The organism is Bacteroides cellulosilyticus DSM 14838 (assembly GCF_000158035.1).
GTDB classification, from domain to species: Bacteria; Bacteroidota; Bacteroidia; order Bacteroidales; family Bacteroidaceae; genus Bacteroides; species Bacteroides cellulosilyticus.
The window spans coordinates 1174027-1183520 of the sequence record NZ_EQ973491.1 but is presented as its reverse complement, the minus strand read 5'-3'; the positions used below and the strand labels follow the sequence as shown (position 1 = coordinate 1183520).

Genomic DNA, 9494 nt, shown 5'->3' with positions numbered 1-9494 from the left:
TTTTTATACTCCCGTATTTGGTCTTTAAGCATACCTATCAACTCATCCACTTGTCGGTCACGAGCAGAAAGCTCTCCGCTTGCTTCTGTATAACCCTCCAAATGTTTATAGAAATTGCTACCCCATTTTCACCGAATGAACATAGCTTCTTAACGAACTTCTCCGATAATGAGACTTTCCCGTTCACTATTTGAAATAATGAAGATTTAGTATATCCCAACTTATCAACCAAATTTCTTTCGGTCTCGACTATTCCTTGAAATATCTAGAAGCCAAAATCAAGGCGCTAAGCGACAAGGTTGATACGATTATTACTCATATCGACAACATCATTAAGGAAGCTCCCAAAAAGTTGTGTATACACCTAGAGCTCTCGGCTACAGGTAAGCAAGAGGTCGACAACTTGCCAAAGAGGAACTTGGTAAAAACAATGACGAATTACGAAAGGAATTCCAAAAGCTTTACTACATGTCCTATGAAGTTCGAGTAAATGCTCGAAAAAAGCTCAAAGACCATGATGGCAGATACCTCGGTCACAAGGTGCAGTATTTCTTCTGATCCTTCTTCCCCATAGGTATAGCCGTTGTTGTCAATCGTATTGCTATCGCGTTAAACGACTACTATGGCTAGTATTAATCATCTTGTGTTCCCACTAAGAATTGTAAGATACATTTGGGGAACAAGTAGACCCGCTGATCTTTAGCATAGCTGCTAAAAATCAGCGGGTTTACTTATGTAGTTATCAATCTTGATAAGATATGTATAACCGAAAAGAAATTAGAGCAGAGTTCATGAATTCCTCTCTTGTTATCATTTACATCTAAAAGAACTCACTACCAAATAGCATTTTTTGGGTCTCATTCAACACTCTTTTCTCAATAATTGGTGCAAATTTCTCATCAAGCTCACAACCAAGACCTATTCGACCGAGGTTTTGTGCAGCGACAAGTGTCGTGCCACTACCGAGGAACGGATCCATTACAACTTCTCCCTTATGAGTTGTCATCTTAATGATGCGTTCAATCATTGGAGTAGGAAATATACATGGATGCTCAGTTAAGCCAAGTTTGTTTTTAGTCATATTGTTAACTCGATCAAAATACCAGAAGTCACTTTCTGGAATATCAAAATTCCAAATGTCCGTTGGATTTCTGCCAACTCCAGTCAGGCGCTTATCGTTCTTTGTTATATACGGAACTCTAATATCGTCCAGATTAAACTGGTAGCTATCAATATCCTTAACAAACCAAAGAATAGATTCCCATCTGCCACTCAATCTGTTTGTACAGTTCTGCATGTTGTTAAAATGCCAAACAATACTATTTCTCAAGGCATATCCATGTTTCTTGAAAACAAAATAAGCTATTGCATCCAATGGTACTATTTCTTTTGTTTTCTTGTCAGGTACAGGTGATACGTTTAGTAAGAAACTACCATTAGGCACGAGAACATTATAAGCTGCTTCAGCAACTTTGTCTATTAATTCCTCCCACTCTGCAAATGTTCTGCTATCATCATACTTACCATACTTTTTACTCAGATTATAAGGTGGTGATGTAACTATTGTATTTACAACACCTTGAGGCATATTATTCATGGTTTCTATACAGTCTGCTATTGTATAAAAACATCCCTTAACAGCATGTATATTAGATTGCTCCGAACTAAAATAATTCTTGTGTGACATTGTTTAATCGATTTTCTGCAATTTTGATAAAATCAGGTTCAATCTCGTAACCAACATAGTTTCGTCCAAGCTTTTTTGCAACTACCGCAGTAGTGCCACTACCCATAAATGGATCTAACACAAGATCGCCTGGATTTGTGCCGACCTTGATAATTCTTTCAATCAACTCTTCTGGATACTGAGCAGGATGTTCTGTTCGTTCCGGAGAATTACCACTAACTAAAGAAATATTCCATACATCTGTAGGATTCTTTAATTGTGATTTGTATCTATCTGGTCGATAGTTTAGAGCTGGTATTTTTACATCCTCAAGATTAAAAGTGTAATCACCTTTCTTTTTAGTAAAGAAGAATACATATTCATATCTTGAACAGAAACGCTTATTAGTTGAGCCACCCCAATCAAAGTTCCAGATGATTATGTTCTTCAAATACATATCTTTAAAGAATTCCATCACCCAAAATGGTGGAATGATTTCCTCATTCTTGTATCTGTTTTTGATGTTAAACCATATTTCACCATCATCCTTCAGAACACGTTTAGTCTCTTCGATAACAACAGAAAGCATTGTTCGATATTCCTCTTCTTCTAAATTATCAATATACTTCTTACCCTTTGATTCAACCAACTTACCTTTATCCCACTTATTGCCATACTCAATGTTAATGTTGTATGGCGGAGACGTTACCATAAGAGACACGCTCTTATCAGGCAACTCGCTCATATTCAAACAGCTATGATTAAATATTTTATTTGTATATTCCATAAAATGCTAATTCTTGTATGCAAATATAGTCAATTTTGACGCAAATCCATCATTTAAAGCAATAAATCTGCTAAAATTCGATAGTCTGCACTAAATTTGGCATCTGGAGTTTTACATAGCTTAGCGATATAATCAGGATTCTGCTCACAATATCGAATAATACGATCATACTGTACCATTGCCGAATAGAACGTAAGGATCTCTCCACAATAGAAAGCTTCTTTATCTACTCCCTGCTGCTGATAGAGTTTTGATATTAAATCTATATCAACATCAAAATTATATCCTCCTTTAACAGCATCTTGTACTTTGACGTACTCAAGAGACCTGTTATCATTCATAAAGTTCAAGTCTTTATCTAATAGAGGTATAAGAATTTTTGCTTTCTCAAATCCACCATCAGAAGATCTTCTCCATGCAGAATGACAATCAGAAGAACTTGCTCCGGCATTAATCATAAATGGGAGTGTATAAATATTACCTGCACCTAAGATATGGACAGGTTTTTCTGTTCGTTTACAGATTTCCTGTGTCAATTTTGACACAAGCCAACCACCTTTTATACTCTTCTTCTGAGCTTCTTTGGGCACATGCCAAATATCATTATTCAGGTCCTTAGTGCTCGCAATACCTCCTAATGCGAAACCATCGAATTGCTTTCCAACCTGCTTTTCTGCGCTGATAATGTCATTAAAATAGCTCACAAATGAGTTGAAATCGTAACCATGGATAGGCGCATATACTTTATGCGAATAGTCATTCTTTTTGAGAATTTCAAGTGTCAGTTTACTCAGTTTTAGATTGATACATTTATCTGTTGTTAACTGATCCCAAAGTTCTTGTAACTCTTCATCAAGTGTCTCACCAGCCTTATACGTGTATTTCTTTGCGTAGTCAAATGCGATAGCTATATCGAATGACATCTTTTCAGCAAAGTCATGGAACGGTTCTATTTCGCTAGACATTAATTCTTCAGTAAAACCACCAGAATTAATCATATTTCTAACCAAATTACCACAACCATTATCAAGTAAGAACCCATTAATAGATACATTGTCAGATGTTTGATCGAAACCTTCCCATACACTTCTGGACAACTTAAATTGTTCTCGCGCCCAATTTATGAAATCAGAAATGGTTGAACTCTCAGTGATGCGTTTTACTACCTTGGTATCAAAGGCAGGTTTACAACGAAGAGTCAAATAGTAATAATTCAGCAACAAGCCGACGTTGCCCATAGAGAATAGCTGACTGTAATCAACAAAACGACTTACATTAGTACCGCCACCTCCAATATTGTTTGTCAAATAAAACTTATGCATGTTCCTCGAAAGTATCAATTAATTCAGTAAAAGTATCCATTTCAAGCAAAGGAGGGTAAATCTTACCTTTTTCTTGGTGAACATCTTTGTCACCCTCTCTTGATTTACGTACAAGAAGATTGCCTGTTAAATGGTCGTAATAATCAAATACGGCTGGTGCAGACATTGCAAATATTCCCTTAATATGAAAACAGTCAAACCACCAAACGTAATAAACAGAAAATCCTTGAGTTATAAGTTCTTCGCTTTTATCTCGCTGTTTTTCCATTTTTTGTCCAGTGTCCAATGTTAAAGAAGCTTCGTAGTCATATCGCGTTGACTGATAAGGATAAGTTTCCTTTATCTTTGTGTTTGCCGTGAGGAAAGGTGATTTAATATACTTCAATTCATAATATCCTACCACCTTATCATCTATGGATACCTCAAAGTCTGGATATGGAAAGCCTTTTTTAGTCACTTTAATTCCCTTCGTTGCAAGGAACATCTGGAGTGCTTTTTCATACCACTGTCCCTTTTGTATATCAAGACCTTTAATTGACTCATTACGCTTTGCTATGAAGAAATTGCCATTTTTCTTATAAGCTTCAGTCAGCCCTTCTACTTTTTCTTTAAGAACCTTAGGTGCTAATGGAGCTGATGTATGTCTCTGCTCATTGAACATCGTTTCGTAGCAATTCTCATGAAATTCTGTAAACTCCATGTTGCGCTTAAATTTCGTTTCGATCGCTTCTTGATTAGCATTGCTAAACTCAAGAAGTTCTTTAAAAAGTTCTATATCTGGATTCATAGTTCTTTATGTATTAACATCGAAGTTTCCATAAGAGACATGGAATTATTCCACATATAACTTATTATATCAACTTCAGGATTCGCCAATAACTCTTCCCTTACTTCATTACCTTCTATGCATACGAATTGTTTATCCTTTTGAAAAACAAAAAATAAAGGTCTATTTAGCTGAGAGTATTGCGTTTGAACGATAGAAATAACCCCCTCCTTTGAGGAGTTGTTATCCCAATAGATACTAGATGATTTTCCTTCACATATGTCGCAAAAGACGATATATGAATGGATGTTTCTTGTTCTATCAAGTATTATATGTTTTGGTATAAAGCCTTTTGAAAAATTGGCTTCTTCGATTTTAAAACCAAAAACTCTTGTGTAATATGTTATATCAATATTCATTTTCGAGATTCTCTAATAATTTAACCAACGGAATATTAAGACCTTTAGCAACTTTTATTATGCTGATTATTGTAGCATTACGTTCGGCTCGCTCCAGCATACCTATATACGTTCTATGAACGTTACATATTGCTGCTAGCTGTTCTTGAGAGACACCTTTTTCTTCTCGAAAAAACTTTATTCTTTTTCCAAGAGCTAGAAGGTATTGTTTGTCATAATTATCTATTGGTTTCATATTAAATGCTTATTCTTGTATATTAATTTGCAAAATTACTCTAGTTTACCCATAACTACAACCGACAAGAATTAGCACATCAATGTTTCCTCTTAAAAATGTGTGTTTTTCTTAAACACTTTCGTAATATCTTACACTTTTTATTACAGGTTGTAGGTTACAGACGATAAGAACGGTTAATTTTGAGACAATAGTTCATGAAAAACATAACTCAAATCTTCGAATCCTACAACCATTAAATTTAGTAAATAAATTAAACAATTTATTTAACACTTCAATTGGTTAATCATCTTTAAGTACAGAAGTAGGCACACAACTTCTTCTTTTCCCCTGCATCCATTTCACACTCTTCCGTTCACCGCAAAAGGAGCCAAGTCTGACAGAATCCGGAGTTCGTTACAAACATCTCCAAATTCCACTATCGGTAAGTAGTATAACTAGTTAACTATTAATAAATCACACAAAAACCAATCATAAAACACTGACATAAAACTATTTAAACAAATTTTAAACAAGTTGTTTTGAGAGTCATATTTTCTCTTGTTTGCTTTTTTTTACATTTTTGTCCCCCGTTTGTCCCTTGACGTATTTTGGATACACACGCTTATTCAACCGGGTGAAATTTCAGAAAATTATCATTTTGCAGAGTTATTCGAAGTTCTAATTTACAAATACACACGAATATGCTGGAAAATCCAGTGTAAGATGCCCCCTAAAACCAAGCGATTCTATTCCCTTGTGCCAAAATAACCCTATCCCCTTGATTCCAACATAAAAATACCCCTGCCAGACGATGTCCGGCAGGGGATTTTTCGTAGATTTGATACCCGTCTTGACCGGTGGGATAAAATCATTTCTATTATGACAACAAAGATAGCAAACATTCTCCAATGTTACGCATTGGGGATGGGGATAAAGCAGATAAGCAGGAACTTTGAGCTGTCCCGCAACACGGTGCGCAGATATGTGCGCCTGTTTCAAGAGTGTGGCATACCGATAAATGAATTGGCATCCATGCCTTCCGCCCGCATCCAAGAGATGTTCTCCGAAGGTGTTGGTCGCAACAGGATTCCTTCACAACGCCAACTTGAGCTTGAGGCGCTTCTTCCGGAGTATGCTGCCCGGCTGAGTCGTCGTGGTGTGACAGTGAAAACCTTGTACGAAGAGTATCGCCAGACACACCCTGACGGATACAGGCATGCCAGTTTCGGTAACTATCTCATGCGTTACCGCATGGTGACACATGTCGTAGGTCATGTCGAGCATTATGCCGGAGACCAGATGTATATTGACTTCGCCGGTGACAAACTTGAGGTCGTTGACAGTGAAAGCGGCGAATGTCGCAGCGTTGAAATGTTTGTGGCTATACTCCCATGCAGCCACTATACCTACTGTGAGGCGGTCTGGTCTCAATCAAAGCAGGATCTGATTAAAGCGTGTGAAAACGCACTTCATTTTTACGGAGGGGTTCCGATGACAATAGTACCCGACAACCTCAAGGCGGCAGTAACCCGCAGCGATCGTAACGAACCGATAATCAACGATGAGTTTGCGGCATTTGCCGAGCATTATGGGTGTACGGTATATCCCGCACGGGTACGTCATCCCAAGGACAAGGCTCTGGTGGAAAATGGCGTGAAGCTGCTTTACCGCTCGGTGTATGCCGACATCGAGGGGCTTGTGTTCAACTCACTGGAATCCCTGAATGCGGCCATCGCCGAATCACACTCAACTTTTAACGGGCGCAAGATGAGCGGACGTCCCTTGTCCAGATGGGAACAGTTCGAGCAGATTGAATCCGACTGCCTCCGCCCGCTTCCCGCCATACGCCATCAGATGAAAGAACGACGCTCCGCAACGGTAATGCGGAACAGCTACGTCACCTTCAGGCTTCACCACTACAGTGTGCCCAAAGAGTATATAGGAAAACGTGTCGACATTGTCTATGATGCCGATACGCTGGAAATATACCATGGCCTGCGTCTGGTGACCACACATCAGCGCGATGACACGCCCTATGCCTATACAACCAAGGAGGCCCATGGGCTGCCCGGACGGTATGGAAGTTACGAGAAGGACCTGGAACAGATTTACGAACGGGCCGGGCAGACGGATAATGTCCTGCTGTTGTATCTGCGCAAAGTGGCGGAACTCAAGAAGTACCCTCCTGCCGCGTTCCGCTCATGCAAAGGAATCATGGCGTTGGAAAAGACCTTCGGGCTGGAACGGTTGGTAGCGGCAAGCGCATGCGCCACGCAGTTGCGCCGATACGGTTATCAAGAAATAAGGCAGATCCTAGAACGAGGGGATGACGCAGACTTCCTGTCAAGAGACGATGTTGATGATAGAGTCCCGGTAATATCCACCCACAAAAATATCCGCGGAGCCGCTTACTTCGCAAAGTCAAAAAAAATAAATAAGGACAACAATGGAAACAAATAATCTTACAGCCCCGATAGCGGCCGAAAAAGACCGCAACACCTTGACGGTTGAACTGATGAACCGCATGAAGCTCCACGGCATGGCCGCTGCCTTCACTGAAAGCCTGGCCTCTACCATGGTCGAGACAATGACAATCGACTCTTTCCTGCACATGTTGCTAGCCAGGGAATGGGATTACCGCGCCAATGCGGCCATCCAACGCCTTATACGCGGGGCGGCATTCCGCTACAAGGCCTGCCTCGAACAGATAGACTATGCAATCCCGCGTGGCCTTGACCGCAACCAGATGGAACGGCTTGCATCGCTGGAGTTCATCCGTCAGGGACAGAACCTCTTCATCACAGGTTCGTCCGGTACCGGAAAGAGCTTCCTTGCCACAGCCATGGGGTATGAAGCCTGCAAGAAGGGCATACGGACATACTACGCAAATGCCCCGAAACTTATGGGCACGCTCAAGGTAGCAAAGGCAAAAGGCACACTGGAAGCGGAACTCAAAAGAATCGAACGAAGTGCGCTACTCATCTTGGATGACTTCTTCCTTGTGAACCTTGATGCCAAGGAACGTCCCATACTACTTGATATAATAGAGGACAGGCATGGACGCAAGTCCATCATCATTACCTCACAACTACTGACAGATAATTGGTATGATGCAATCGGAGACCCTACCGTAGCAGATGCCATCATGGATCGTATCATACATACGGCCCACCGGATTGAGTTAATCGGGGAAAGCGTACGTAAGATGGCGGGGTACAAAGGGAAATAAGCTAAAATAATAATGCCCCTACCGGTCAAGACTTTTTAAGGGGGCATTATTGAATATTTTTAGGGGATAGAATCACTTTAGTTTTAGGGGGCATCTTATACTGGATTTTCCAGTAAGTAACCTATAATAGGTTATCAATAAAAAAAAACAAGAATTCCCAACATTACGCACTGAATAACAAAATACTATTTCACGCTTATAGAAAGAGCGAGGAATGGTATTTTAATCTATTGACTCATTCTTTGATAATGCACCAAGTTTCTCTTCTATATTCCTGACGGCCATACTCTTCCTCTCTACACATCCAACAGCCACATGGAATTCCTTCCTTAGGAATATTTATCCGCAAGTAATTCTTTATACATCCGAAAATTATCCATATCGAAATTAAAACAAGAATAGTTTTAATCCGTAGCCCTAAGTTGCCAGAACGCCACGGCCGCTGCAGCCGCCACATTGAGCGAATCGACCCCATGCGCCATCGGGATACGGACTACATAGTCCGCCGCGGCAATCGTATCGGGTGGAAGCCCCTCTCCCTCCGTTCCCATCACGATGGCTAGCCGGGGTTCGGACGCCAAGACAGGATCAGCAATGGAGATAGAATCGTCCGTAAGTGCCATGGCGGCGGTGCGGAAGCCGTGGCGGGCCAGATCACTGAGAGTACCGTCCAGCCACGTCCAGGGAACCAAAAAGACCGAACCCATGGACACCCTGACCGCACGGCGGTTCAACGGATCGCAAGAGTTACGCGTCAGCAACACGGCATCCATCCCGAGGGCGGCCGCCGAACGAAAAATGGCACCAATGTTCGTGGTGTCCACCACACCGTCGATGACGACGATACGTCGGGCATCCCGACATGTGTCTTCCACCGTGCGGGGCGCAGGGCGACGCATGGCACACAACACTCCGCGCGTCAGGACATAGCCCGTCAGCGTGGCGAGTAACTCCCGTCCGCCCGTATAGACGGGCACGTCGCCGCAACGACTGATGATGTCGGCGGCATCACCGGTGATGTGTTTTTGCTCGCACAAGAGGGCCAGAGGTTCATATCCGGCATCCAATGCTACACGGATCACCTTCGG

9 protein-coding genes are annotated in these 9494 nt (G+C 41.2%); 2 read left to right on the top strand and 7 right to left on the bottom strand.

Annotation, left to right across the window (positions count from 1 at the left end; all coding sequences use genetic code 11):
* Positions 1-820 precede the first annotated feature (820 nt).
* The 6 genes from BACCELL_RS16800 to BACCELL_RS16775 are packed head-to-tail and all read right to left on the bottom strand — an operon-like array spanning position 821 to position 5195.
* Positions 821-1687 carry a DNA-methyltransferase gene (locus tag BACCELL_RS16800; protein ID WP_007213138.1) on the bottom strand — a complete coding sequence of 289 codons (867 nt, stop codon included), beginning with the start codon at positions 1685-1687 and terminating at the stop codon, positions 821-823.
* The gene (locus BACCELL_RS16795; RefSeq protein ID WP_007213137.1) at positions 1665-2453 is read right to left on the bottom strand and encodes a DNA-methyltransferase; all 789 of its coding nucleotides are present in this window, start codon (positions 2451-2453) and stop codon (positions 1665-1667) included. The genes BACCELL_RS16800 and BACCELL_RS16795 overlap by 23 nt, the downstream gene beginning before the upstream one ends.
* Before the next feature lie 53 nt (positions 2454-2506).
* Positions 2507-3775: a hypothetical protein gene (locus BACCELL_RS16790; RefSeq protein ID WP_007213136.1), complete on the bottom strand. Its 1269-nt coding sequence runs from the start codon at positions 3773-3775 to the stop codon at positions 2507-2509.
* The gene (locus tag BACCELL_RS16785; RefSeq protein WP_007213135.1) at positions 3768-4562 is read right to left on the bottom strand and encodes a hypothetical protein; all 795 of its coding nucleotides are present in this window, start codon (positions 4560-4562) and stop codon (positions 3768-3770) included. Before BACCELL_RS16785 ends, BACCELL_RS16790 begins: the two co-directional genes overlap by 8 nt.
* Positions 4559-4960, bottom strand: a complete 402-nt coding sequence (locus BACCELL_RS16780) for a hypothetical protein (protein ID WP_007213134.1) — start codon at positions 4958-4960, stop codon at positions 4559-4561. The genes BACCELL_RS16785 and BACCELL_RS16780 overlap by 4 nt, the downstream gene beginning before the upstream one ends.
* Positions 4950-5195, bottom strand: coding sequence for a helix-turn-helix domain-containing protein (locus tag BACCELL_RS16775; protein ID WP_007213133.1), 246 nt, complete (start codon positions 5193-5195; stop codon positions 4950-4952). Before BACCELL_RS16775 ends, BACCELL_RS16780 begins: the two co-directional genes overlap by 11 nt.
* An 861-nt stretch (positions 5196-6056) precedes the next feature.
* Between BACCELL_RS16775 and istA the strand changes: the two genes are divergently transcribed.
* Together istA and istB are read left to right on the top strand one after the other, a co-directional pair.
* Positions 6057-7637: an IS21 family transposase gene (istA, locus tag BACCELL_RS16770; protein WP_007213132.1), complete on the top strand. Its 1581-nt coding sequence runs from the start codon at positions 6057-6059 to the stop codon at positions 7635-7637.
* Positions 7624-8406: an IS21-like element helper ATPase IstB gene (istB, locus tag BACCELL_RS16765; RefSeq protein WP_007213131.1), complete on the top strand. Its 783-nt coding sequence runs from the start codon at positions 7624-7626 to the stop codon at positions 8404-8406. Before istA ends, istB begins: the two co-directional genes overlap by 14 nt.
* 404 nt (positions 8407-8810) lie before the next feature.
* Here istB and BACCELL_RS16760 read toward each other — a convergent pair.
* Positions 8811-9494, bottom strand: a 684-nt coding sequence (locus BACCELL_RS16760; protein WP_007213130.1) for a TrmH family RNA methyltransferase, incomplete at its 5' end; no start/stop codon positions are given.

Excerpts from the sequence above, each read along its gene's own strand:
- BACCELL_RS16800 (WP_007213138.1), bottom strand. The coding sequence starts at position 1,687 with ATGTCACACAAGAATTATTTTAGTTCGGAGCAATCTAATATACATGCT.
- BACCELL_RS16795 (WP_007213137.1), bottom strand. The coding sequence starts at position 2,453 with ATGGAATATACAAATAAAATATTTAATCATAGCTGTTTGAATATGAGC.
- BACCELL_RS16790 (WP_007213136.1), bottom strand. The coding sequence starts at position 3,775 with ATGCATAAGTTTTATTTGACAAACAATATTGGAGGTGGCGGTACTAAT.
- BACCELL_RS16785 (WP_007213135.1), bottom strand. The coding sequence starts at position 4,562 with ATGAATCCAGATATAGAACTTTTTAAAGAACTTCTTGAGTTTAGCAAT.
- BACCELL_RS16780 (WP_007213134.1), bottom strand. The coding sequence starts at position 4,960 with ATGAATATTGATATAACATATTACACAAGAGTTTTTGGTTTTAAAATC.
- BACCELL_RS16775 (WP_007213133.1), bottom strand. The coding sequence starts at position 5,195 with ATGAAACCAATAGATAATTATGACAAACAATACCTTCTAGCTCTTGGA.
- istA (WP_007213132.1), top strand. The coding sequence starts at position 6,057 with ATGACAACAAAGATAGCAAACATTCTCCAATGTTACGCATTGGGGATG.
- istB (WP_007213131.1), top strand. The coding sequence starts at position 7,624 with ATGGAAACAAATAATCTTACAGCCCCGATAGCGGCCGAAAAAGACCGC.